The organism is Sphingobacterium sp. UBA5639 (genome assembly GCF_002421245.1).
Taxonomy (GTDB): domain Bacteria; phylum Bacteroidota; class Bacteroidia; order Sphingobacteriales; family Sphingobacteriaceae; genus Sphingobacterium; species Sphingobacterium multivorum.
This window is the reverse complement of the sequence record NZ_DIJR01000012.1, coordinates 1-25,441: the sequence shown is the minus strand read 5'-3', so window position 1 is coordinate 25,441 and position 25,441 is coordinate 1. Positions and strand designations below refer to the sequence as shown.

General features: G+C 40.5%; 23 protein-coding genes and 1 tRNA gene. 13 read left to right on the top strand and 11 right to left on the bottom strand.

Features of this window, described 5'->3' with window-relative positions; translation table 11 throughout:
- Positions 1–120: 120 nt before the first annotated feature.
- Positions 121–1,059: a multidrug resistance efflux transporter family protein gene (locus B4Z90_RS08505; protein WP_286801945.1), complete on the top strand. Its 939-nt coding sequence runs from the start codon at positions 121–123 to the stop codon at positions 1,057–1,059.
- Between the two features lie 7 nt (positions 1,060–1,066).
- On the opposite strand, the gene B4Z90_RS08500 is transcribed toward B4Z90_RS08505, so the two are convergent.
- From B4Z90_RS08500 to B4Z90_RS08485, 4 genes are all read right to left on the bottom strand, one after another.
- Positions 1,067–2,056, bottom strand: coding sequence for an ABC transporter ATP-binding protein (locus tag B4Z90_RS08500; protein WP_286801944.1), 990 nt, complete (start codon positions 2,054–2,056; stop codon positions 1,067–1,069).
- A 54-nt stretch (positions 2,057–2,110) separates the two neighbouring features.
- A complete protein-coding gene (locus B4Z90_RS08495) occupies positions 2,111–2,857 on the bottom strand; it encodes an ABC transporter ATP-binding protein (protein ID WP_286801943.1) in 747 nt (248 codons plus the stop codon).
- Between the two features lie 240 nt (positions 2,858–3,097).
- The gene (locus B4Z90_RS08490) at positions 3,098–3,892 is read right to left on the bottom strand and encodes a S1/P1 nuclease (RefSeq protein WP_286801941.1); all 795 of its coding nucleotides are present in this window, start codon (positions 3,890–3,892) and stop codon (positions 3,098–3,100) included.
- Positions 3,893–4,014: 122 nt separating this feature from the next.
- Entirely contained in the window at positions 4,015–4,476 is a 462-nt protein-coding gene (locus tag B4Z90_RS08485; protein WP_070568910.1) for a DUF4268 domain-containing protein, read from the bottom strand.
- A gap of 103 nt (positions 4,477–4,579) precedes the next feature.
- On the opposite strand from B4Z90_RS08485, the gene B4Z90_RS08480 reads away from it, so the two are divergent.
- Positions 4,580–5,110: a lipocalin family protein gene (locus B4Z90_RS08480; RefSeq protein WP_070569098.1), complete on the top strand. Its 531-nt coding sequence runs from the start codon at positions 4,580–4,582 to the stop codon at positions 5,108–5,110.
- 21 nt (positions 5,111–5,131) lie between these two features.
- Here the strand turns inward: B4Z90_RS08480 and B4Z90_RS08475 are convergent, their stop codons facing one another.
- Both B4Z90_RS08475 and B4Z90_RS08470 read right to left on the bottom strand, forming a co-directional pair.
- A complete protein-coding gene (locus tag B4Z90_RS08475; protein WP_046673578.1) occupies positions 5,132–5,437 on the bottom strand; it encodes a hypothetical protein in 306 nt (101 codons plus the stop codon).
- A 152-nt stretch (positions 5,438–5,589) separates the two neighbouring features.
- Complete coding sequence (locus B4Z90_RS08470; protein WP_070568913.1) at positions 5,590–6,894, bottom strand: ammonium transporter; 1,305 nt, start codon at positions 6,892–6,894, stop codon at positions 5,590–5,592.
- Between the two features lie 291 nt (positions 6,895–7,185).
- Between B4Z90_RS08470 and B4Z90_RS08465 the strand changes: the two genes are divergently transcribed.
- On the top strand, positions 7,186–8,238 hold the full coding sequence (locus tag B4Z90_RS08465; RefSeq protein WP_070568916.1) for an outer membrane beta-barrel protein: 1,053 nt from the start codon (positions 7,186–7,188) through the stop codon (positions 8,236–8,238).
- Between the two features lie 160 nt (positions 8,239–8,398).
- On the opposite strand, the gene B4Z90_RS08460 is transcribed toward B4Z90_RS08465, so the two are convergent.
- Positions 8,399–9,685: an OmpA family protein gene (locus B4Z90_RS08460; protein WP_286801940.1), complete on the bottom strand. Its 1,287-nt coding sequence runs from the start codon at positions 9,683–9,685 to the stop codon at positions 8,399–8,401.
- 164 nt (positions 9,686–9,849) lie between these two features.
- Positions 9,850–10,263, bottom strand: a complete 414-nt coding sequence (locus B4Z90_RS08455) for an NUDIX hydrolase (RefSeq protein ID WP_286801938.1) — start codon at positions 10,261–10,263, stop codon at positions 9,850–9,852.
- 266 nt (positions 10,264–10,529) lie between these two features.
- Between B4Z90_RS08455 and B4Z90_RS08450 the strand changes: the two genes are divergently transcribed.
- Together B4Z90_RS08450 and B4Z90_RS08445 are read left to right on the top strand one after the other, a co-directional pair.
- On the top strand, positions 10,530–11,549 hold the full coding sequence (locus B4Z90_RS08450; RefSeq protein ID WP_286801937.1) for a L,D-transpeptidase: 1,020 nt from the start codon (positions 10,530–10,532) through the stop codon (positions 11,547–11,549).
- An 81-nt stretch (positions 11,550–11,630) separates the two neighbouring features.
- A complete protein-coding gene (locus tag B4Z90_RS08445) occupies positions 11,631–12,392 on the top strand; it encodes a murein L,D-transpeptidase catalytic domain family protein (protein WP_236586050.1) in 762 nt (253 codons plus the stop codon).
- Between the two features lie 88 nt (positions 12,393–12,480).
- Here the strand turns inward: B4Z90_RS08445 and B4Z90_RS08440 are convergent, their stop codons facing one another.
- The gene (locus tag B4Z90_RS08440) at positions 12,481–13,179 is read right to left on the bottom strand and encodes a prolyl oligopeptidase family serine peptidase (RefSeq protein ID WP_286801934.1); all 699 of its coding nucleotides are present in this window, start codon (positions 13,177–13,179) and stop codon (positions 12,481–12,483) included.
- A 245-nt stretch (positions 13,180–13,424) separates the two neighbouring features.
- Between B4Z90_RS08440 and B4Z90_RS08435 the strand changes: the two genes are divergently transcribed.
- The 6 genes from B4Z90_RS08435 to gap all read left to right on the top strand — a co-directional run bounded on the left by B4Z90_RS08435 (position 13,425) and on the right by gap (position 21,232).
- The gene (locus B4Z90_RS08435; protein ID WP_286801933.1) at positions 13,425–14,630 is read left to right on the top strand and encodes a metallophosphoesterase family protein; all 1,206 of its coding nucleotides are present in this window, start codon (positions 13,425–13,427) and stop codon (positions 14,628–14,630) included.
- Positions 14,631–14,633: 3 nt separating this feature from the next.
- The gene (locus tag B4Z90_RS08430; RefSeq protein WP_286801932.1) at positions 14,634–17,672 is read left to right on the top strand and encodes an AAA family ATPase; all 3,039 of its coding nucleotides are present in this window, start codon (positions 14,634–14,636) and stop codon (positions 17,670–17,672) included.
- A gap of 79 nt (positions 17,673–17,751) precedes the next feature.
- On the top strand, positions 17,752–17,949 hold the full coding sequence (locus B4Z90_RS08425) for a hypothetical protein (RefSeq protein ID WP_286770440.1): 198 nt from the start codon (positions 17,752–17,754) through the stop codon (positions 17,947–17,949).
- 335 nt (positions 17,950–18,284) lie between these two features.
- Positions 18,285–19,379, top strand: a complete 1,095-nt coding sequence (locus B4Z90_RS08420; RefSeq protein ID WP_070568932.1) for an AI-2E family transporter — start codon at positions 18,285–18,287, stop codon at positions 19,377–19,379.
- Positions 19,380–19,600: 221 nt separating this feature from the next.
- Positions 19,601–20,218: a TlpA family protein disulfide reductase gene (locus tag B4Z90_RS08415; RefSeq protein WP_286801930.1), complete on the top strand. Its 618-nt coding sequence runs from the start codon at positions 19,601–19,603 to the stop codon at positions 20,216–20,218.
- A gap of 6 nt (positions 20,219–20,224) precedes the next feature.
- Positions 20,225–21,232 (top strand): type I glyceraldehyde-3-phosphate dehydrogenase, encoded by a 1,008-nt coding sequence (gap, locus tag B4Z90_RS08410; RefSeq protein WP_286801928.1) that lies wholly within the window; start codon positions 20,225–20,227, stop codon positions 21,230–21,232.
- A 102-nt stretch (positions 21,233–21,334) separates the two neighbouring features.
- Here the strand turns inward: gap and B4Z90_RS08405 are convergent, their stop codons facing one another.
- Complete coding sequence (locus tag B4Z90_RS08405; RefSeq protein WP_286801927.1) at positions 21,335–22,114, bottom strand: TIGR02757 family protein; 780 nt, start codon at positions 22,112–22,114, stop codon at positions 21,335–21,337.
- Between the two features lie 8 nt (positions 22,115–22,122).
- Positions 22,123–23,157, bottom strand: coding sequence for a quinone-dependent dihydroorotate dehydrogenase (locus B4Z90_RS08400; protein WP_286801926.1), 1,035 nt, complete (start codon positions 23,155–23,157; stop codon positions 22,123–22,125).
- A 60-nt stretch (positions 23,158–23,217) separates the two neighbouring features.
- On the opposite strand from B4Z90_RS08400, the gene B4Z90_RS08395 reads away from it, so the two are divergent.
- Positions 23,218–25,137, top strand: coding sequence for an ABC-F family ATP-binding cassette domain-containing protein (locus tag B4Z90_RS08395; RefSeq protein ID WP_070568943.1), 1,920 nt, complete (start codon positions 23,218–23,220; stop codon positions 25,135–25,137).
- Between the two features lie 133 nt (positions 25,138–25,270).
- A tRNA-Lys gene (locus tag B4Z90_RS08390) sits at positions 25,271–25,343 on the top strand.
- Positions 25,344–25,441 lie beyond the last annotated feature (98 nt).

The following is a 25,441-nucleotide window of genomic DNA, read 5'->3' as shown; positions in this document are numbered from 1 at the left end:
AATAAGGAATTTTAAATGAGAAAATCGCGATAAAAATCAATTAGTTTTTGTTTCATTTTCATTTAAACGGACATTTGCTTACTTTCACAAAGTTAAGTATACATCGCATTCCACTTATTTATGCCAATCCAATTTACAATAAAAAAGAATAAAAAAAATGCACTTTTTTTAGGAACGCTAGCCGCCTTATTTTTTGCCAGTACCTTCGTTCTAAACCGCATTATGGCCGCGTCCGGTGGAAGCTGGCAATGGACAGCCTCCTTACGGTTTATTTGGATGCTCCCAGTCTTACTTATCATTGTTGCCATAAGAGGAAACCTCATCGATTTACTTAAAGAAATCAGATCCAACCTTTGGCAATGGCTTCTTTGGAGTACCATCGGATTCGGACTGTTCTATGCGGCGCTTACCTATGGCGCAAATTATGGCCCATCTTGGCTCGTAGCCAGCACTTTCGAATTCACCATTATAGCCGGCATGTTTATTGGTCCGTTGCTCGAAACGAAAGGTCAGCGAAAAAGCATATCAAAAGCTTCACTCCTCTTCTCCATTCTAATTTTTTTAGGTATTCTTTTGATGCAAATTTCAGAAGCCCAGTCAACCTCCTTAAACAGCATGTTATTGGGAACCATCCCTGTATTGATCGGTGCCATTGCCTATCCCTTAGGTAACCGTAAAATGATGAAAATATCAAATAATAGGTTAGATGCTTTTCAACGCACGCTCGGGATGACGCTCTGTAGTATGCCATTTTGGATTATCCTGAGTCTATTTGGCTATTCTGATCATGGTTTACCAACTGATAGCCAGCTCTTCCAAACCTTTTTAGTGGCCATTTGTTCGGGGGTGATTGCAACACTTTTATTTTTCTCAGCTACTGATTTCGTTTATCACGATCATAAAGCCTTAGCAGCTGTAGAGGCAACACAGGCCATGGAAGTTATTTTTACGCTGCTAGGCGAAATTCTCATCTTGCAGGCGGCACTTCCAAATGTATATTCCTGTATGGGTATTGTATTGGTGGTCATTGGCATGATACTCCATAGTCGCACAAGTTAATAATCCCCTATCTTTTATCTGCTTGTAATGTTCTGCTTATTTTACTCAGGTTTAAGCTGTTGGCCATTGCCGAGAAAATATCATAATAGGTTCCTTTATGTGCGTAAAGATCTTCATGTTGTCCTTTCTCCACCACCATCCCCTTTTCCATGACCACAATAGCATTGGAATCGATGATCTGGGAGATACTGTGAGAAACGATAATCACTGTACGGTCTTTCTTTATGGCATCCAAACTATTTTTAATCTGTTCGGTCGCAATGGCGTCCAAATTAGCCGTAGGCTCGTCGAGAAAAATAATCGGTGGATTTCTTAAAAACAAACGAGCTATAGCGATCCGCTGCTGCTGCCCCCCTGACAGCGATTGCGCATCTGAATCGTAACCTTTGGGCAAATCCATAATCTGCTCATGGATATAGGCCTTTTTGGCCGCTTCAATGATCTCTCCCCTGGAACTTCCCATTTTACCATATTCAATATTTTCAAAGATAGTTCCTTTAAAAATATGATTCCGTTGCAATACCATACCGATATGTCGACGGAGAAACGCTGTATCGTATTTTGCCAAGTCTACCCCATCCAAAAAAATTTGCCCACTGGTGGGTTCATAAAATTTATCCAATAAGTTGATAATCGTACTTTTACCGGCTCCACTCAGCCCCACTAATGCCGTAATTTCATTTGGCTTGATCTCAAAATTTACATCCTTTAAAGCAACCGTCCCATTCGGATATTCAAAAAATACATTCCGTAATGCCAAATGTCCTTTTATCTGTGCCGGCTTATAATCTCCCTTTGATTCTATATACTCGTCAGATTCCAAAATTTCAAAGAAAGATTCCGAATAGACCAGGGCATCGTTTACCTCATCATAAATCCGGTGCAGCTGACGAATCGGCGCCGAAACGTTATTAAATAACATAATATGAAACATAATCGCACCAATGGTAATTTGGCCGGAGAGAACAAGATAGGCCGTTAAAACAATAATTATCACAACGGCAATCTGTTCTACGAAATTTTTAATGCTATCGTAAAAAAAACTTGTTTTTCAAGTTTCCATTTGATTCTCAGTCATTTCATATTGAATCTTTTCATTACGTTTCGCTTCTTCTGGCTCTCGAACGAAAGATTTAATTACCAAAATTGAATCGATCAAACTAATGATCCTATTATTTTTCGACTCCCGGTATTTGCGCATCTGCCTCCTAAAGCCCGTCAATCTGGAGGCTTGGGTCTGACTAATATAAAGATACAAGGGAATAACAGCCAATCCCACTAGACCTACGTATACATTAGCGTAGAACATACAGATTAATGCAATGATTGCATTGGCAAACAAAGGCAGAATATCAATAAAGAAATTTTGGACCAGACGTGTCAACGAACTGATCCCGGCATCTATCCGGGTAGCCAATTTTCCACTTTCATTGTCGCTTGAGGTATAGAAGGCTAACTTATAGGTTAAAATGCGGTTTACAATGGATTGAGAAAAGTCACGTGCGATATAAATGCGAAGTTTCTCCCCGTAAAATTTCTGACCAAATTGCACAAAAGCGTAGACTATTTCTTTAATTAGTAAAATAATACTAATTATACCAACAAGATACATGCCTTTCGATAAAGGCTCCTTGGCGACCATCAGCTCATTAATTTCATCTACGGTATAACGTAAAATAAAAGCGTTTATTTGCGCCGCGAAAGACCCCACTACCGTTAATAGCAACGTATAAATAATCAACTGACGATAAGGTTTGGCAAAGGGAACAATTTTCTTAAATAATTGTGGGATAGTCATTGAAATCGATTTAATACACAGGAAACAATTAATCTACGGACATTGTTTAACTGAAAGCATACAATCAATTTGATCGCAACGTCGGGCTGACCTAAATTAGGAAGATATCCAAACCGTGAGGCCAGCTTCTTTGATAATCGAATAAATTAAACGGTACTGTCAGGAATATGTCTGGCATGACACAAACAGGGCTATCCAAAATGGATAGCCCTGTTTGTGTGAAGTGATAGCCCCGCTACATTAACCAAAAATCCGATTTAACACTTTGGCAAGGCGTAAACCACCTTTGAGCATACATTGCTCCATAATATCCTTGTTTTGATAGACATAAGTGTACGATAAAATGGCGTTATTAGCTACGTCAGCATAAATCTTTTCAGCTACTTGATTTGATTCATACAACCAATTCGAGAGTTCTCCAGCCGCTAACTGCGCATTCTCTTTTTTATTGTTCACATCTAAAACAGTTGCAAACTCGGTGTAACTATACTTCTCATTATCAACCAAATCGCTATCCCATACACGATGAATATTCGATTTTTTTCCAAACCAGCTTACTTCAATCTTATTGCCTCCTTGATCCTCAGCACGGCTAACGTGCATGGGTTGATGCGCATCGCCCAAAATATGGATCAAGAAATAGAGGTTTTGCTTTTGCTGATCCATTGGAAGAGTTTTATCTGCAAACGACTTCTCAATACGTAGCGCTGTCTTATAAAGATTCTCGTCGGCTGAACTTTCCAAACCCAATTGAAAATCAGCCCAGGGTAAATTCGAGTTTAAATTGATAAAATGGGAATTTCCCAGTTTTTTAAATTTAGGATTGGGATCTGATTTAATAAAATCGCCCCAGTTGGCCCAATAAGCCAGTTTCTGTTTTCCAATAATTTTCCCTATATTTTTTTTGGCTTTTTTTGTCAAATGGCGTTCCGCAATTTCGGCCACGACACGATGTCCCGTTGTACCCCACGCAAATACCGAAGAAAGCTGAAAACACATTGCCATTGCCAGCAAACCCTTAATCATTTTTTTCATTAGATTGTTGTTTTAAATGATGACGAAGTTCTTACCTGTAAAAAACGCTGTTCTCTCCACAAACTGGAGTTGAAAAGCGGAATCAAACCTGTAATAACTCATCTTACTATACTAAATGTTAATTATTTGAAAATATCGAAGGTATACTTTGCTGAGGACCAAAACTCATCCAGCGCAATTATTCGAGGCTTAAAAAAAGAAATGAGCTCAGCCCAGTCTGTCTCTTTAAAAACGCTGTAACCTGTTAAGCTTGTGTAGATCCGACAAATCGGTTTCCCATATTCGTCCGTTCCGTCCATGTCCCAAATCCACTCCTCTTCAAGAAGATCCTGCAACAACGCTTTAAACTGAAAAAATTGTTCTGCCATCAATGCCCTCAGTCCAGCATCAGGTTGTGACCACTGTATCGCAACAGTTGCCACTTTGTTATCCGCATCCATTTTGAAGTATAAATGCTTAATGCCTGTCTTGTAGTTGATCCAATTTACCTTATCCCCATCTGCAGAAGTATGTAAAGCCATAAATTGGCCAAACTTCGTCCAGAATAACTGTTTTAATTGTTTTATCTCTTCCCTTGAATACACCGATACAAATTTTAGTCAACAAAATTAGCAAAATAGCGCGGTATGTCTAAACCTTATTGGTATCAAAATTGTTGTTTTAACAATATATATTCAAAAGATGAACATGGATAAGAAAAAATCACTGTTACTGTTAGCTGGCGTCGCACTTAGCGCTGTGGCCTATAATGCCTTTAAGCCCGTCATCTCGCGACCTGACGTCGTCGATCCTTTTGACTTGGATAAATACCTTGGAAAATGGTATGAAATAGCTAGACTCGACTTTTATTGGGAAAAAGGCTTAAGTCAAGTTTCGGCAGAATACAGCAAAAATAAAAATGGTACAATACGTGTCAATAACCAAGGGTACTCCGAAGACAAAGAACGCTGGAAACAGTCTATCGGAAAAGCTAAATTTGTCAACAGCCCCAATGAAGGTGCACTTAAAGTGTCGTTCTTTGGACCGTTTTACAGTGGCTATAATATCGTAAAAATAACGTCGGATTATAAATATGCACTTATTTTTGGAGACAACCTCGACTATATGTGGATTTTGGGCCGTGAGAGGGAAATTCCAGATAAAATAAGAAATGAATTTTTAACCTATGCCCTCCAATGTGGATATAAAACAGGCGATCTGGTGTGGACCAAGCACTAAACCTGTATAATAGATCAAACCTTAGTTAAAGATAGGGGCCAATAGCTGATAGTTTAACGTCTTGTCCTGCGAGAGCACATCGGCTATTTCTTCAATGTCCTCAGGAGTAATTGCATTTCTGATACCTGCATTGTAAAGGTTCGTAAGGAAAAATGCAGCTTCACGTTTTTCGTTAAGCGGCAAAATTGAACTCCCGACATAGAAATTTAATACAGATACAGCATATTCGCCAAACAGGTTAAAACCGAAATCACCATTTTTCTGGAGGCAATAACGCATCATTTTTTCAAAATCAGAACGCAAAGTATCTTTAATCTCAGTAGTCATTGAACATCTTTTTAGAGGCATAGTTGCCGAAAATAGTGTATAACAACATACACTCTTCTCCTGGCAGGACAAAAATGCAAAAAATATCCCAAACAATGTACCGCGAAGCAGTAGATTGTTTGGGATAAATGGAGCGTTATGCCACGAATGGTTTACAATGCTTCTGCATGTTGAGAAACATCCAAGCCAAGCTCTTCATCTGTTTCTTCGACGCGCAATGGAGCGATAAGATCGGTGATCTTCAATAGTACCAATGAACCCACGAAGGCAAAAAATGACACCGCAAATAACGCGACCATATGGACAAAAAACAATTTCGTCTCGCCAAAAAATAGGCCATTGTCCACAACAAGTGGATTAACATTATGGTGAGCAAACACACCGGTAAGTACCATACCAACCATACCGCCTACCCCGTGACAAGGGAACACATCCAACGTATCGTCTATACTTGTTTTGCTTCTCAAATATACAACCAGATTACTAACCAAAGCACCAACCAAACCAATGATCATCGCATGTGGAATACTGACAAAACCAGCTGCTGGAGTAATTGCAACCAAACCAACAACAGCACCGATACATGCCCCCATTGCTGAAGGTTTTTTTCCACGTATGATATCAACAAATATCCATGCCATCGCGGCCATAGCCGATGCTGTAGTTGTGGTCGCAAAAGCATATGCTGCCAACGAATTTGCTCCACCGGCAGAACCGGCATTAAATCCAAACCAGCCAAACCATAAAAGTGCTGTACCCAAGATCACGTAGCTTATACGTGCTGGATTATGACTTTGTGTCTTACGTCCTTTTAAATAAATAGCAGCTGCCAACGCCGCCCAACCAGCCGACATGTGTACAACTGTACCACCGGCAAAATCAAGAACACCAAATTTTGCCAATATACCTTCTGGGTGCCAAGTAGCATGTGCCAATGGCATATAAATAAAAATACTGAACAGGATTATGAATAACATAAATGAATTAAAACGGATACGTTCTGCAAAAGCCCCAGTAATTAATGCCGGTGTAATAATCGCAAACTTCAATTGAAACATGGCAAACAAAACCAAAGGTATAGTGGGAAGCGCTCCCCAAGCAACATTCCCTAATGTACCTTTCATCATAAAAAATGTACGCGGATCACCCACAATACCACCGATATCATCGCCGAAAGCTAAACTAAAGCCAACAGTGACCCAAAGGATTGTCATTAAACACATACATATAAAGCTTTGCATCATCGTTGAAATTACATTCTTCTTGCTAACCATACCGCCGTAAAAAAAGGCAAGTCCAGGTGTCATAATCAACACCAATGCAGAAGAAGTCAACAACCAGGCCGTATCTCCCGTATCAAATTCTGTCTTGTTTAAGTCAGACAAGTCAATCGAGGGAAATACAAGTCCTAATACTCCCAAAAGAACTAGAACAATGAGTGGAATAATTTTTTTCATTTGTTTAAACTGATTAGTGTTTTCAATACATTAATAAAATTGTTAAAAAAATACAAGAACAAAACAAAAACCTACTTTCGCTTATAATTTTTTCAAATATAAAGTCTTTTTATTAAAAAAATACCATGTTATTTTATTTTTTATGATTTTTTTTACATAATTTCACAAAAACAAATACAAAAACCACAATAATCACTTTATTTTTAAACCAAAAACCAAACAAAACAAGCAAAACAAAGATAATTTCACCTAAAAACATCAAACAAACCAAACTTAAACCCCAAAAAAAACATGAAAAGACTTCTAACAACCATTATTTTATCGACATTTCTAATAAAAACAGCCACGTGCCAAGAAGAAACAAAAGAAAAAGGAATAGAAATATCCGGATCAGTAGACACCTATTGGAAATATGATTTTCAAAACAAACCCAACATCAACACCTATTTTACGGAAGACAACAATTCTGTGTCTATTGGCATGGTGGATTTGGCTGTAAAAAAGAAGTTTAAAAAAGCATCATTTGTCGGAGAATTATCTTTTGGGCCCAGAGGACAGTATCGATCCATTATGAACGGTGATGGCCAGGCCGGCGATGACAAAAACAGTTTCCACATCCAAAATTTATATGTAGGCTATGATCTAACCGAGAAGCTCAATCTTACTGCAGGATTCATGGGAACATTTGTGGGTTTTGAAGTAATATCGCCCACATACAACTTTCATTATTCAACTTCCTATTTATTTGGCGCCGGCCCATTTCAAGACGCAGGTTTAAAAGCTACCTATAGTTTCTCAGACAAAGTAGCCTTAATGGTCGGACTATTTAACGACTGGAACGTCTATCAAGATATGAACGGAGTTTCCCATGTCGGATCACAACTGGCCTATACCCCCAATGACAAAAGCAGCTTCTATCTCAATTTTCTGACAGGATCGTCCGCTGGCGGTAAAAACAATTACAGTTCCGGGACCTTGGTCGATCTCGTTGCTAATTATGACTTCACCTCAAAATTTTTCCTTGGATTAAATGCTACAAATTATAAAAAGAGAGATGGTGGCGGTTACTCTGGAATAGCACTTTATCCAAGAATTCATTTTTCAGAAAATTTTGGCCTAGGATTACGCGAAGAGTTTTTCCAAACGCATAAAGAGGAAGAAAATGGAATCCCTAGTTCCAATATCCTCGCAACCACCTTAACAGCAGAATACAATTACCATGGATTCAAATTTATTCCCGAAATCAGAATTGACAAAGGAAATACCGAACGATTCATCAAGAACGACTTAAGCCCAACTAAATCTGCAGGACAATTTCTATTGGCCTGTGTATACAGTTTCTAAAGAGCATTCCATTACACCAAAGAAAAGGGCAGGTTACACTGCAATGCCCCCAAAAGCGAGACACTTTCTGGGGGCATTTTTATGAGAAAAAACATAGTTTGGAATTCAAACTTAGTCTTGTCGATCGGATCGTTCAAGGCTATTGTTCAGCAAAAAACACTTACCGTACACTTATCGAAACATGCCGATCCATAATACGATCGGATTCGGGCGCATCTGCCTTATACTTGGCAAACTGTGAACCGTACCCCTCTGCACCGATTACCTGTTTGGAAAGCTGCTCTTTACCCAGGTAATCCTTTACAGCTGTTGCGCGCTCAAGCGATAACTTTTTATTAAAATCCTCATTACCTGTTTTGTCGGTATAACCACCGATCTTAATATTGGCTGCAGGAAAAGCCTTTAATATCGCCGCAAGATTACGCAGTTGCACCTGGCTTTCAGGCAACACCTCGGCTGTACCTGTTTTGAAATTCAGGTTATCGAAATCAAACCAGGTATTTTTCAGGGAATCCTCACCGATCGACTTATAATCGGATTTTAGAAATTGGACCAACTGATCTTCTATCCCGCCTTTAAATGCAGCAAGTTTGACACCATCTGGCAAGATGACCTCCGTCTGCTCGCGCTCCACTAAACTGGAACCTGTTTTCATGGTACTTGAATCCACCATTGCACTGTTCACACTGGTGTCGGTAGCACCGTCTTGCTTACTGCCGCTGCAGCCTTTTCCAAATAAAAACCAGAGTAGAGCCAATATAACCAAGGCGATTAAAATCTTCCACCAACCGCCACCGGACCCGCTTCTGGAACTGTTTTCAGCTATCGCTGCCCGCGACTCTCCTGTTCTCGGCAATGACAAAGGCTCTTTATGTGCTTCCAACTCATTTGCCGGATTAATGGAGCTTGACTTATGACTATCAACTTCCTTGACAACATCGGCAGGAACTGCAGGTTCAGTCACCGACTCCACAGGTGGAGAAAAATGCGCCCCATCGAAAAGCTTTCCAAAGGCACCTAAACCTAAACCCGCTGGCACAGCAGCAGCAAAAGCTGTTTTATTTTCCTGCAAAACATGACCGATACGTTCAAAATCCCAATTTTGTCCCTTATTTGTTAAACTGGAGAATATCGCTGGCAGAGAAAAATTCATTAATTTCCCAATGGAACTACCATCATAGCCCAAATAACCGGAAACGGTACTCAAAACGGTATCCAGGCCACCACCAAATATTGATCCCAGTAGCCCAGCCGAATTCTCACCTTCCACCGCACGATCCCCTGCAGACTCATCCGCGTTTGTCACACCGCCGAGAAGTCCTTTGAGATCAAAATCCGCGAAATGCTGCTTGGCCTTTTCAAGTATTGCCGAAATTCCACCGGAATCGGAATGTTGGCTTAAACCTAAAAACAAGGCGGGAATTGTTGCATTCAACCCCTGCTTCACCCCCCTCTTTATCCTGGTTTAAAACTTGCCCTATCTGAGCGACCGCTTCTTCGTCAAAAAAGTCCTTCGCCCCTTTTAAAAGCTGATTTTCCATAATCTTCGTTTATTTTTAGTTTTTATAAAACTCTAACAAACAAAGGTTTAATTTGTTTACTCAATACGATTTACTGATCAAAATTACCCGAAAGCCATTTCGGAAGGACAAACTCGGATGCCAAATGAGCCCATCGGTAGTTCTGCCAATTAGCTTTACTGATCCACAGCACTTCGTCCAGTTCTTCGTAAGCCTCAAATGCATGACGCTCTGCCAGTTTAATTAAATAGATATAGCCCACGACAACCGTATTAAGCTCATTTACGGCTTGCGTACTGTGGCTTCCGATAAACCGTATTTCCATCCCGCCCACGTCATACTGAAGCTCCTCCTTGAGTTCGCGAATTAAGGTCTCCTCACGGCTTTCTTCCGGAGCTACCTTCCCGCCGGGCAGCTGAAAATAGCTAGAACCTTTTTTACGAACCATCAGCAAATCTCCTTCCGGGGCAAGCATCACCCCCGAGCAAATAACAATTTTGTCCATATCACTTATTTCACACTGATTATTTTAGACCACAAAACTAACTTTTTATCCATCATCAAAGAAATATATCCCCCGCATTCAAGACAGCTCTTTACAACCAAATTTCACACCAAGTGAACGTCATAACCTCGAAAATCTGTTAGGGTTCACAAAACGAATATTAAAGGTTTAACGTTATTTCTTTTTCTTTCAACTGCAATAAAATTGCAAATAATAAACTAATTATCTAAGTTTAAGGTATAAAACGATAATCTATACATCCATATATGAATCGAAGATTAACCTGTTTCATACTAAGCATGTTGTTCCTATTGCCGGGATGCCGTCAAGATAAGAAAAACACAACAAAGACCAATCAGCAAACTGAACAGCGAAAACCTACACCTCCTAAAGAGCAGGTTGAGAAGAAAAAAGTATTTACGGCTGAGGATATTATCCTAAAAAAAGAGCTGCTTTACAACAAATACACCCTGGAGGACAGTTATCCCTATAAAGATACCACGCGAGGTTTTCAATGGGATAAAATCAAGGAACGCCTGGCCTTTATCGAAAATTTTCAACAGTCTCCATCGCTGTACGGCGTTCTACAAAATTATCAAAATGAAAAGGGCGAAGCGCCAACAATCCAGAATTATAAGCGGGACTCTTATAAACGCGTGTCCGACAGTTTCAATGTCGAACGCTATCAAGCGGCACCCCTCTACGATCTTAACAGCGCGAAGGCCGTTCGTTACGGTCGGGACGGCTGGCTCGTTCGCGTACAAGGCCCCGACAGCATCGCACGGATTCCGATTGAGGGTATTTCATTCGAAGGGAAATATACCGTACCCAAAAGATATCTTCGCATCATTAGCGATACCGTACAGTTCAACATTATCAATGTTGTCGATGTGAAGAACCAAAATATCTGCACCTTGGAGAAGGTCGGTAACGAATGGCTTGTCCGAAGCATGAACCCCGTGACGAGTGGCCGGCACAAACCTCCCCATGCCCAGGAAACACCGACAGGCCTCTTTGTGGTCCAGGAACACAAATCCAAGATGTTTTACTATGAAGACGGTACCAAAACTTATGCCGGATTCGCCCCCTATGCTACCCGATTTACCGCCGGGGCCTATATACATGGGGTTCCAGTTAACAATCCCAACGGCAGCATCATTGAATATAGTGAGAGTCTGGGCACAATACCCAAGTCCCATATGTGCGTCAGAAATGCGTCATCTCACGCTCAATTTGTCTATAAACGGTCAAAAGACCTCGCTTCGCTGGTTGTTGTTATTGATTAACAATATTTAACATTCTGTAAATCAAATATTATTATCTTTAATCATTAATTTTGTAAACATCTACACAGAAAAGGGAGAAGAATGGGAAATACGTTTATGTTTCTTTTGATGGCACTTAATACAGCACTGTCCTCACAAGAAGAATTAAAAACAACAGATCAACAAACCACCAGCACTCATCGTATCAATGTCGAACGTCAACATACCGAAGTTGACTCATTGTATGATGAAATGAATCTAGGCAAAGTATTAAAATACGAAGCGTTTCGTCAAGCAATGGAAGGCAGAAAAGAACTTCCGATCCACAACAAGGACATCATGACCGTCATCGATTTTTCATTGGCATCAACGGAAAAGAGGCTTGTGGTACTCGATCTTGCGCACAAAAAAGTACTATTCAACACGCTGGTCGCACATGGAAAAAATAGCGGTGAAAACTATGCCGTCAATTTTTCAAATCAACAGGAATCACTGAAAAGTTCTTTAGGATTCTTTACAACAGAAAACACCTACAATGGCGAGAACGGCTACTCTTTGGTTTTAAATGGTCTTGAAGAGGGGATAAATGACAATGCAAAAGCACGATATGTTGTGATGCATGGCGCCGACTACTGTAGCACAGGAACAATAGCAAGTTTAGGCAGACTTGGCAAAAGCTACGGCTGCCCCGCGGTTCCAAGAGAGTTTGCAGGTCCAATCATTAACACAATCAAAGATGGAACGTTGTTGTTTATTTACGCTGACAACTCCGAATACCTCGCAAAAACACGTTTGATCCATCAACCTAATATATTAATGGCTCAATTTCAAAAAAGACAGTCCGCCTTTGATCACGAAGGCTAACAACAAAAAAGCCTGATAGAAATATTTCATCAGGCTTTTTTATGTTGTAAATCACTGTCCGACAGAGCACCTTCGCATTCACGTTAAGCTAAGATTTATGCTTTTTCTTAAATTTCAACATCCAATTGTAAATTGCATCGTCATGAAACAGTCGTTCCACGCTTCCGTGTGTGCCCCCTTTTATTACATTTAAGCTCACATTTGCTTCCGGATCCTCTCTTTTTATCGCATTCATAATTTTTTGGGATTCCGAAATTGGCACAGCACGATCAGCAGTACCATGATGAAGCCATATCGGCACCTGCGTCAGGTTAGATGCATACTGACTCGATCCACCACCACATATTGCAACGGCAGCAGCCACCCTTTCAGGATATTTGCCAGCCACATCCATTGTGCCATAGCCTCCCATACTCATGCCGCAAACGTAAATACGATCGGGGTCGGCATTGTAATGTTCAATAACATAGTCAACAATTTCGATCACTTTGTCTGGATCCCATCCTCCCCGGGACTGTGGTGCAACAATTATCCCAGGTACATCCTGCCCTTTATTGATGGCATACAATACACCGTAACGCTTTACACGGTCTAAATTTGTCCCGGACAAACTTCTTCCGTGCAAAAACACAAACACAGGCTGCTTTTCAGATTCCAATGAATCCGGTGCAGCATCTTTCAATAGAAAGGGATAAGCAGTCTCCCCTTTTATAGCGTGTATCTCCTGCGCATTTACGCGCATCAACAGCATAAAGAAAAAACAGATATACAGGTAAATTTTTCGCATACTTCTTGTCTATGACTATCTAGCTTAATTTTGGAGCACTAAAAATACAATTAAATGACTTTTATGGTATGCATTTAACATGTTTTAACACTTCGATTCGGGAACATAGCCATTCAAAGAAAAGAAAGGCCTCATTCCTTATTAGCACAAATTGATCATTTGAAAGATTCCATCCAATTATAATTGCATTTCATGCCAAAATTATCTTAGTTTGTAACATTGTCGCAAAATATCCAAGCTCTCACATGAAAATATTGCATACCTCCGATTGGCATTTAGGAAAAAGATTGGACAGTTTTTCCCGGATAGATGAACAAGTACTGGTCATGGACGAAATCGTTCATATCGCAGATCGGGAAAACGTGGATCTGGTGATCGTCGCAGGAGATCTGTTCGATGCCTTCAATCCAGGTGTGGAAGCCATTGAGTTATTTTACCGAACCATCAAGCGTCTTACAAAGAATGGCATGCGCCCTGTAATAGCAATCGCAGGCAATCACGATTCACCTCATTTGATTGATGCACCCGATCCTTTGGCAAGAACGTCAGGGATCATCTTAATCGGGCATCCTCATGCTGTGGTCACTCCTTTCGCAACAGAGGGTTTCACCGTGTTACAGTCAGATACAGGCTTCATCGAATTAAGCTTGCCGCAATTTGACTACCCGATTCGTATTCTTCACACAGCATATGCCAATGAAATACGCTTAAAACAGTATCTAGGCGAAGAGAAAGAAAGTAAATTGAATGAAGTGTTAGCGGCAAATTGGCAAAAAATAGCCAATACCTATTGCGATGATAAAGGCGTCAATATATTGACGGCACATCTTTACATGAATAAATTGGGCAGTCCACTTTTAGAGGAGCCAGATGGCGAAAAACCGGTCAAAATTGGTAATGCAGACTTAATCTATTCAGAGGCCATCCCGCCGCAGGTCCAATACACGGCATTAGGGCATATCCATGGTTATAAAAATATCGGTTCGGCTGAGAAACCGGTAATTTATGCATCTTCGCCCCTATGTTATAGCTTTTCGGAGGCTGGGCAAACTAAATACGTTGCGCTGGTGAATGTATCGGCCGGAGAACAAGCAATTGTCGAGCGCATTCCATTGACTCAGGGCAAACCGCTGGTCCGAAAATCATTCGACGATATTGAGCAGTGTATATCTTGGTTGTCTGAAAACCCCAATGCATTGGTGGAGCTCACGCTGAAATCGGAGACCTTCTTAAAAGCCGAGGACCGCAAGCGAATCTATCAGAGCCATTCGGGAATAATCTACCTCATTCCGCTCGTTAAGCAGGATGAGCAAGAGCTGCTTGAAGCCAAAGAAATTAATCTTACACAAGACATGTCGACCTTATTCAACGATTATTTTAAATCCAAGAACGGCAACCAGGCACCCAATGATGACATCCTCGATCTTTTTCACGAAATCCTAAACTCATAATCCATGATTCCATTAAAGTTAACTCTAGAAGGGATATACTCTTATCAAGAACGTCAGACGATCGATTTCACTGCGCTTTCTCAAGCAGGTCTTTTTGGTATCTTCGGTGCTGTGGGTTCCGGCAAATCATCGATATTGGAAGCAATTACCTACGCCTTATTTGGGGAAACAGAACGCCTGAATGCACGGGATAAGCGCGCTTATAACATGATGAATCTAAAGTCTAACCGATCTTATATTGAGCTTGATTTCGTCAACTTTGAAGACCGTACATTTAGAATTACCCGCGAATTTAAACGCAATTCCAAAAATTTCGATGATGTGAAATCGCCCACGGTTGTACTCTACGAAAAAATCAATGAAGCATGGGTTCCACTAGAAAGCAGCAATACGCAGCATATCATCGGATTAAGCTATGAGAACTTCAAGCGGACAATCATCATTCCTCAAGGACAGTTTAAAGAGTTTATAGAACTCGGAGCCAAGGAACGCACGGATATGATGAAAGAAATTTTTCAGCTGCATCGATTCGACCTGCAGGATAAAGTTTCCAACCTCTATAAAAAAAATCAGTCCGAACTGGATCACCTCAACGGTCAATTAATCGGATTTGATGAGGTCACAACCGAACTGATAGAAACGACCGAAACAAATCTCCAACTGGCAGTCGAGTCCTTTGTCGTCCTTGAGTCGTCGTACAAGGCGCATCATGAAAGGTTCTTAAACCTCAAAAAACTCAAAGAGGATTTCTTAGAACTCCGAACAGTGAAAGCACTCTTTCAGCAATTGCTAGAACAAAAAGATGAAAAAGAAACTTTACGGTTAAAGTTAAATCGCTTTGAGGAAGCGCAAACCAACTTTCTACATATTCTTAAAACTAAGGAAAAATTAGCGGCGGAAGGCCTAATTACACAGAAAAGAGTAGAAACCGAAAAGCAGAGACAGGCCGAAATTCAACAGCTAATCCAGGAGCATTCCTCAAGTCTAAATCTGTTGAAATCACAATATGAGCTGCTACCACAGCGTCGTATTCAGGAATTGGACCTGGAATTGATAAGCCAATTGATTACGTTTTCAAATGAAATCAAGAGTTTACAGGATCGGGCGCAGAAGGGACGCAATTTTGTGCAGGAAACGAAAGATCAACAACGACATTATAAAGCCAGAATTCAGGAGACAGAAATTCAAATCGTCAGCCTAAAGCGAGCAAAACCCTCATCTCAAGAACTCATGGAGCTGGGTCAGTGGTATACCAAGCAGCAGAGCATCCAGCAGCAGGAAGACGACCTGAACAAACAGGCCATTGATTTAGAAAAAAGCATAGCCATACTGAAGAATGAACTCCATACCTTCCATCCTGATCTCGAAGAATTTCGATCCAATCATCCTCTTGTCGTCAATGCCCTCGAGCAAAAACTTCAAGCACTCCAAGATGAAAAATCTCATCTTCTCCTGCAGCAAAGGCTGACCCAATATGCAGAAAACCTTAAAGCAGGCTCCCCGTGCCCACTATGTGGAGCTTTGGAACATCCCGCCATCAATCAAGGACAGGATATTTCTCACCAGGTTGCCGCTAATGAGAAATTGATTACTGAGACAAATGAGAACCTTAAGCACCAACAGGATCAGCAATTTCAGGTCGAGAAACTTCAGCTACGTTTGCAGTCACTAAATGATCAGCAACAAGATCTACATACGAAAATACAGCTGAATGCCCGTAACAAAATTGCGCATGCCCAACAATTTACATGGGCCGGTTATAGTCCTTCGGATGAATCCAGCTACACATCAAATAAGCAGGAGCTTGCCCGGATCGAAACGCAACTAGCAAAAGTGGAGCAACAACTTGGCGAACACCAGGCTACACTCGCCTCCGTTGAGGAAAAGCTGGAGAAATACAATAAAGCACTGCATCAGTTTGAACGTGATGAAGCAAGCAAACAGGCCCAGATTAATCAAAATATGGGGAATCTAAAAACGCTGCGCTGGTCCGACTATAAAATGCGGGAGTCCGAAGCAGTCGAACAGGAATATACTGCACTGAAAAGATCGAATCTTGAGATTGAGCGCGACTACATTGCTTTAAGCGAACGATTAAATGAGTTAAACAGTCAATTTGCAGCCCAAAACAGCTTGGTACAGACCATTGTTGAACAGCTCGGACATATCGAACGTGAAAGTCAAGAGGCCGATGTCACGCTCCAACAGCTACTTGAGGCGTCACCCTTTGAAACGTTGGAAGAGATTCGGCAAATACTCGCGGAGAATTTGTCTGTCATACAGATCCGACAAGAGCTGGAGCAATTTCAGATTCAATTTGAAACGGTGAAGGCACAGATCAGTCAGTTGGAAAAGAAACTCGTCGACCAGGTATATGACGAAAACCAATTTCTCGCGCAGGAAAAAATCCTGGATGAGAGCGCCCAAGAATTGAAAGCAAGCACAGAAAATGTTGCCCGACTTCAACAAGAGCGCGATCAGCTAAGAATCGCCTATGCTAAAAAGGAAAATCTCCAGCAACAACAGATCAAACTAAGTTTACGCCACGATAATTTGAAACAACTTTTTAATCTATTTAAAGGTGCGGGCTTTGTGCAATATGTTTCTTCGATTTATTTACGGCAGCTGTGTGATCATGCGAACATTCGTTTCCATCGCATGACCCGCAATCAACTTAGCCTGCAGCTGAATGACAACAATGAATTTGAAATTATCGATTATTTGAATGAGGGAAAAAATCGCAGTGTAAAAACACTATCCGGTGGACAGGCATTTCAGGTATCCCTAAGTCTGGCTTTGGCCTTAGCAGAAAGTGTACAGTCTAATTCGCGTGCGGCCAGAAACTTCTTTTTTATCGATGAAGGCTTTGGAACACAAGATATCACTTCTGTTAATATTGTTTTCGAAACCCTATTAGATTTACACAAGGAAAACCGCATCGTCGGTATTATTTCACATGTTGAAGAGCTCAAAGAACGTATTCCAGTATCCCTTTCAATAGAAAAGGATGAAGAGCGTGGCAGTCAAATTTTTATCAATTAATTCCGTTTTATTTTGTATATTAGTTATAGCGGTTCCGCTGAACGAGCCTGATCGCTATAACCAACAAAAACAAAAGATTATGGGCTTATTTTCAAACAATAAAAAAGGAAAAGGGTCTCATCCTTTTTTTCATAAGGCGACCAAAACAGTAAGCGGCACGGCCTTTTCAGCTAAAGAAACCAGTCAAACAAGGACGGTACAATCCATGCTTTTTGTCAAACAATACGATATACTAACGATCTTAAGGGAGGTTTTAATGCCGCAGAATCAAAACTAAAATTAAGCAGATTTCCATCTTCCATACTAACGTGAATGATGTTGGCCCTACATGTAAACGTAAACAGACTATGTTTACTACGCACGATTAGTGCCTAGGTTAAAGAAAGTCTAGGTACAGCATAGCGTATAAAGCTATCAAAATTTAGCAAAACAACATGATTGCTAATCACTGGGAACCAGAACTTCACAATTGGCTTTAGGGCAGAAAAAAGAAATACAATAAAACATTGAAATTATAAAAAAGAAAGTTTATTTTAACCAGACAAAACTTTTTCCAAAAAAATATTGTCATACGATAAATAACAATCGATAGACAGTATATTTGTCAGCTATATGAAGTACAAACAAATCAACAATAATTCCATCAATCAAATCATGCTAATCGTCATCATATTGGCGATATGTATATTGATCTTTACAAGCTTATTCTACTACCTCCCCGGTTTTCTGGGAGCAGTTACCTTATATATTCTTTTTAGAAAAATCAATTTTAAGTTGACTGAAGAAAAGAAATGGAATAAATCTTTCGCCAGTATTTTATTGATATTATTGACTATCATATTCTTGGTAGGGCCACTCTATCTGTTAATCAACTACATGGTACCTCAGGTAACAGAAGTCATTAGCAACAAAGACGATCTGATGCACAAGTTTGACTCGATCAAAACGTACTTTAAAGATAGCCCCTATTTAAGCAATATCGATCTTTCTGATACCGCCTTAATGGGAACGCTTCAAAAAGCAGCTAAATTTATACCCAATATTCTGAATTCCGTTGCGGAAGTTGGTGTCAATATACTAGTAGCGCTATTTGTGTTGTATTTTATGTTGGTTAGCAGCAAAAAACTAGAACAAACCATTTATCAAGCGATCCCTTTCACCCAAACCAGTAAAGCCGAGTTGTGGAAAGAGTTTGATATGATGGTAAAATCCAATGCAATCGGCATCCCGATTTTGGCTATATGCCAAGGTATTGTAGCGGGGCTTGGTTATTGGTTCTTTGGCTTAGAGAGCCCGATCTTTCTGGGAATTCTTACCGCAGTTTCCACTATAATCCCAATTTTGGGAACCATGGTGGTGTATCTACCGGCAGCGCTTTTTCTACTGGCGAATGGACAGTCCGGAAATGCAATAGGTCTTGCCTTATATGGTATCATTATTATTGGTAGTATTGATAATGTACTTCGATTTACCATATTGAAAAAGTTGGGTGACGTTCATCCCTTAATAACGGTATTCGGTGTTTTGTTGGGATTAAACCTATTTGGTATGCTGGGATTGATCTTCGGTCCACTAATCCTATCTTGTGTGGGTGTATTATTGAAAGTGTATAGCATTGAATTTGGAAGAAGTACGCCAGAAATTATTCAATCTACCTCATTGACAGACTCAAAGTCTACGCATGACGGTCCTGACATCATAGAATAAAGGAACTGCAACAGGTTAAATTGTTTTGATCACAACATGCATTAATATCCAGTATACTGTCATAAATTAATTTCTACGATTAAGAATCCCTTTTTTTTCATAGTTTTGATCATTAGTATAATACATTCTTCAATACTTTCTACGTAAAAATTGACGATGTATTAAGCATAAACATTAAAACGATAAAATCACGAAAACTGATTTAAAAGCAAACGTATTCTATGAATAAAAAGATAATCTTAGGAGTGACAGCGTTATTGGCCGCCGGCATTCTTTCCTCATGCAACAACAACAAACCGAAAACAGATCAAACTGCAAATACTACGCAGGAAGCCAGTGCTGACAGCCATGATCATGCAGGTCATGATCATGCAGACCACGATCCTATTCAAGCTGCGCCAAAGCAATCTTCCGACCCTGCAGCCATTCTTCCTAATTTCACATTTTATCAGCTTCGTTCGGGCATCCGTGTTACGCAGGAAAACGTTGCTAAAGACAAGAATACCGTTTTTATTCTATTTGATCCCGGGTGTAGTCATTGCCAACATGAAGCTACGGAGCTTGAAAAGAATATTGATCGTATAAAAGACGTCAATATTTATTATATTTCCATGAATGATCCGGCCTTAGTACTAGGTTTTTTTGACACCTTTGCACCTAAACTATCCAAAGCATCCAACGTAGAGGTATTGATTGATAAAGACCAAACGTTTATACAGACCATCCACGTACCTTCACAATTTCCCGCAAATTACGTCTATGGTGCGGACGGAAAACTAAAAGCACATTGGGAAGGTGAAAAAAATATTAACGAAGCAATAAGCCAATTTCATAAATAATCTGAAATGCTAAACATAGCAATCAATGGATTCGGACGCATCGGTCGGAATACACTACGTAATATCTTTTTACGGGAGGCTTTCGATGAACTGCAGGTCATTGCCATCAATGACCTGACAGATACGAAGACCTTAGCCCACCTATTTAAATACGATTCTGTACATGGTCCTTTTCCTGGCACCGTGACACACGATGAAAAACATATTATTGTCAATGGTCTTTCCATCTTGGTTACCAATGAAAAAGATCCTGCAGCACTGCCTTGGCAGGAGCTTCAAATTGATGTTGTCGTCGAATCTACAGGGTATTTCACCAGTCGTGACAAAGCGGCTCTCCACCTGGAAGCTGGTGCAAAAAAAGTGATTATCTCCGCCCCGGCACAAGATAAAGACATTCCAACAGTGGTATTGGGCATTAATGACAGTGTCATTGATCTATCTGCTTCGATTTTATCCAATGCCTCCTGTACAACAAACAATGTTGCTCCCCTCGTTAAAATATTGGATGAAAATTGGGGCATCAGAGATGGCTATATTACCACGGTTCATTCCATGACGGGAGACCAGAATCTTCACGACGCACCACATAAAGATTTAAGGAGAGCACGGGCAGCATCGTCGGCGATCATTCCAACAACTACTGGTGCCGCTAAAGCGATTACCAATGTTTTTCCGCATCTGCAGAATAAACTTGGCGGAGCCGGGATACGTGTCCCCGTACTCAACGGTTCATTGACGGACTTTACCTGTACGCTCGAGAAAGAAACCACTGTAGAGGAAATCAATAAAGCATTCAAAGCTGCAGCAGAAGACGAATTAAAAAACGTATTATTTTATACAGAAGACCCCATCGTTTCGGTAGATATCATCAATAACCCCTATTCATGTGTATTTGATGCGCAATTAACCTCGGTAGTGGGCGGTCTGGTCAAAGTTGTGGGCTGGTATGACAATGAATTTGGTTATTCCAATCGTTTGGTTGACCTTCTGATCAAGATCGATAGGCTCGCATAAGTTTGCTACCTCATCATCATCTTAGGATAGGTGGCGGCATAAAAAAAGCGTCCTTGCCAATTATAATTGGCAAGGACGCTTTTTTTTCTTCATGCATTAATTTTACATTTCCCCTTCAACGCCTAATCCAAATAACGCAAAATCATATTTGACCGGATCCAGCGGATCCAGTAAGCGCAGATTGGCTGTTAATTCCTGGGCTGTTTTCCAATTCACTTTATCCAGCGTAATTAGACCAAATTTGCGGGCAACACGCTCGACATGGACGTCGCATGGACAGATGAGATCTTTTGGGGACAGGCGGTGCCAAATACCAAAATCTACACCTTTTGTATCTTTTCTGACCATCCAGCGTAAAAACATATTGATCCGCTTAACAGTTGACTTCTGTGCTGGACTACTAATGTGCTTCCGCGTGCGAACAGGATAATCAGGTAAGGAAAAGAAATAGGTTTTAAAGGCATTCAATGCCATTTCTAGGTCGACCTCTTCCCTGTTCTCCTGTCCTACGAGAAAAGCATCCTCCAAAGATTCGAAATGCGTATAGTGATGCTTAAAAAAAGAAACAAAATAAAGAATGTCGGTATCATTGAAGGTACGGTGCTTAAAACCCAGCAAGGTCTTTAAATCCTGTTCTTGGTGATTTACAATATAATCGTATGGCGAACCATCCATACGAGCCACCAGTTCATTACATTTATTGATAATCGTCTTTCTTTGTCCCCAAGCCATGATGGAAGCCAAAAATCCCATGATCTCAATATCCTGCTTCCGGGAAAATTGATGGGGAATCGATATGGGATCATTTGGAATAAAACCAGGTTGATTATATTCATCAACTTTCTTATCCAAGAAATCTTTCAGATCAAAATCAACGTCCATACTAATCCTTATCTTCCAGTTTGAAGAATACCTTTACAAATCTTTGCGATCAAGCCTGGGCCTTCGTAGATAAAACCGGTATAAACTTGAATGAGACTGGCTCCAGCATCTAACTTCTCAATGGCATCTTTCGCCGAATGAATCCCCCCTACACCGATGATCGGAAATGCCTTGTTGGATTTTTCACTTAAGTAGCGAATCACTTCCGTTGAACGTTTTGTCAAAGGACGTCCACTTACACCACCCGCTTCATTGATCAGCTCCTGTTGGCTCTGTAAGCCTTCTCTTGAAATCGTCGTATTCGTTGCGATAACACCTGCAATTTGAGTTTCCAAAACGATCTCGACAATATCATCCAATTGACTATCCGTCAAATCGGGCGCTATTTTAAGCAAGATGGGCTTCGGAGCCGATTTTGCGATATTGAGGCTTTGTAAAGTATTCAATATATGTTTTAAAGGCTCCTTTTCCTGTAAATCCCGTAAGCCCGGTGTATTCGGAGAACTCACATTGACAACAAAATAATCCACGTAGTCAAACAATGCATTGAAGCAATAAATATAATCATTGACAGCTTCTTCATTGGGTGTCACCTTATTCTTACCGATATTTCCCCCTATTAACAATCCTTTTCGATCCTTTAGATTTTTCAATCTTGTAGCGGCAACATCTGCCCCCTGATTATTAAATCCCATTCTATTGATCAACGCTTCATCGGGAACAAGGCGGAACATCCTGGGTTTATCGTTGCCCGGTTGCGGATTAGGAGTTACCGTTCCAATTTCGATAAAACCAAATCCCAAATTAGTCATATCCGCAATATATTCCGCATTTTTATCAAAGCCAGCAGCAAGGCCCACCGGATTTTTAAATTTCAATCCAAAGACTTCGCGTTCCAAACGTGGATCTTCCACGGTAAAAAAAGCATTCAATAATTGTTTGGCGCCCCAAATTTTTGAGAAAACATTCAATCCACCGGTCACTTTATGGTGAGCCGTCTCCGGATTCATTGTAAAGAATATAGGTTTGACTAATTTATACATAATCGCAAAGTTACTCAAAGAAGAAGAAATATTCATTACTTTTGTACTTTTGCAGTTGAAATGATATCAATAAATAATTTAACATTTGAAATAGGATCTCGCGCTTTATATGACGAAGCAAACTGGCATATCAAACCAGGAGATAAAGTTGGCTTGATCGGTGCCAATGGTACAGGTAAATCGACTTTACTTCGCCTTATTGTCGGTCAATATACGCCCACATCAGGAACGATTTCCATGGCGAAGGACCTTAAGATTGGTTATTTAAACCAGGACTTATTGTCGTACCATTCTGACAAAAGCATTTTGCATGTTGCCATGGAAGCTTTTGAGCGCCAAAATCAATTACATGCCGAAATCGAGGACTTACTCCACAAACTAGAAACAGATTATTCGGATGAAATCCTGAATAAACTAAGTGATAAACAAGTAGAATTTGAGGCTTTAGATGGTTATAACATCGAATTTAAGGCCCATGAAATCCTTGCCGGTTTAGGTTTTTCCGAAGAAGAACAGAAAAGACCATTGGCCACTTTCTCCGGAGGTTGGCGTATGCGGGTTATGCTTGCCCGTATCTTATTGCAAACTCCAGATATTCTGTTATTGGATGAACCGACCAACCACATGGACTTACCTTCCATCAAATGGCTGGAGAACTATCTGCAAGCATTTGATGGCGCCATTGTGATTGTTTCCCACGATCGATATTTTCTTGACCGCATCATCAAGAAAACGGTAGAATCACGTAAAGGAAAATTAACACTTTATGCAGGTAACTACAGTTTTTATCTTGAAGAGAAGGAACTACGGAATGAATTGCAGGCCAATCAATTCAAAAACCAGCAAGCCAAGATAAAACAGGAAGAACGCCTTATCGAGCGTTTCCGCGCCAAGGCTTCCAAAGCCAAAATGGCGCAGTCGCGCATCAAAGCATTAGATCGCTTGGAGAGAATTGACGATGTGGACGATGACAATCCTACGGTAAACTTCAGCTTTAAATTTTCAAAACCTTCGGGGCGCCACGTCGTGACATTGGAAAATATTTCCAAGTCATACCCTAACCTGGAGATCTTAAAAAATACTTCAGCCATTATAGAAAAGGGTGATAAAATAGCCCTAATTGGTGCCAATGGTAAAGGTAAATCTACCCTCTTACGTATCGTGGCCAATGCGGATCACCAGTTTGAAGGAAAAGCAGAACAGGGACACAATGTTTCGCAGACATTTTTTGCGCAACACCAGCTGGAGGCCTTACATCTGGAAAATTCCATCCTTGCCGAGTTACAAACTTTTGCGCCGAAGCATACAGAGACTGAATTGCGCTCGATCCTTGGATGTTTTCTATTCACTGGTGATGATGCATTCAAAAAGATCAAAGTACTCTCCGGAGGTGAGAAATCGCGTGTGGCCCTTGCAAAAGCATTAACCGCGGACGCGAACTTCTTAGCGCTCGATGAGCCTACCAACCACTTGGATATGCAGTCTGTCAACATTCTGATCCAGGCCTTGCAGCAATACGAAGGTACATTTATCGTTGTCTCCCACGATCGTTATTTCTTAGACAATGTAGCAAACAAAATCTGGTACATTGAAGACAAACAGATCAAGGAATACCCAGGTACCTATCAGGAGTATGAAGAATGGGCTGCAAAACGCGTCGTAAAGGCGGACGTAAAAACGGAGAAAAAAATCAAGGAAGAACCCAAAGTAAAGAAAGAAAAGCAACCACTTACTGAAGATAAAACACGTTTGTTGAGTAAAAAAAATAAGGAGCTAACGTCTTTTGAACAAAAAATTGAAGAGCAAGAAATTTTAGTTAAAAATTTAGAATCAAAACTTGCCGACGAAGCAGTGTATTCGGATGCGACTAAGTTACAGGAAACTACACGCTCTTACAACTCAGCGAAGGCATTATTGACGCAATTTCAGGAGAGTTGGGAACAGCTGGCGGAAGAAATCATGGAATTGGAAAATGGTTAATTTTTTTGGCTTAAAATCAGCTTATTAAACCTCAAAGCATGATTTTAAGCCAAAATTATTTGCAGGAACAGGATTAAAGCCATACTTTTGCATCACTTCAAACAAGGAACGACAGTTCAAAATAAAGAAGTAAGATTCCGTAGCTCAGCTGGTAGAGCAATACACTTTTAATGTATGGGTCCTGGGTTCGAATCCCAGCGGGATCACTGAGAAAAGCTAATCGCAAGATTGGCTTTTTTTGTATTAATAACAAAAATCAATCAGATCATTCTGCATTAAACTGGATCATACCGAAAGTTTGGGG